We start from the raw sequence: 553 nt of genomic DNA on the forward strand, positions 1-553 counted from the left end.
CCGCGAGCAATCCCACACCGCGCTGCCCGGCACGGTAGGCGTTGAGTGCCTGCTGCACGCTCACCCGCGCGCGCATCATCAGCGCGTCGGCGTCCGGCTGCTCCTGTAACCAGGCCTCGACCGCGTCCCCTTGAGCCGCAGCCACTGCTGAAGCCAGGACCTGACTGCGGGAGGTACGCACCCCCCACGTGCGGCAGTTCCTCAGCAACTCGCTCGTCGACCGCCACCGGCCGGCACGTAGGTCGTCCAGCGCCGTTCGTAGCGCGTCGTCGAACCCGGCCGGATGGAACTGGGGCTGAACAGCACCGCTCATCGGCATATCCCGGACCTGCGAGGGCACTTCGAGGTGGCTCCCACCACGCCTGCCCGCCCGACGGCGAGCGGGGCTAACGTTTTGAGACAGGGCACGAGCGCCCGTAATGGGGACATCGGGACCTCAAGGGGAGTTGGTCAGGGGGAGTTGGCCGCCGGGATGCGGGCCTCGACGGGGGAGGCAAGGCGCACGGCACCCCGGCGGCCGGTCGGGAGGCCGGTGTTCGGCGAGGGTCAGACG

1 pseudogene is annotated in these 553 nt (G+C 70.7%); it reads right to left on the reverse strand.

Features of this window, described 5'->3' with window-relative positions:
• A pseudogene (locus tag OO70_RS50565) lies at window positions 1–313 on the reverse strand (hypothetical protein); the annotation flags it as partial.
• Window positions 314–553: the final 240 nt, after the last annotated feature.

The organism is Streptomyces xylophagus (assembly GCF_000716435.1).
GTDB classification, from domain to species: Bacteria; Actinomycetota; Actinomycetes; order Streptomycetales; family Streptomycetaceae; genus Streptomyces; species Streptomyces xylophagus.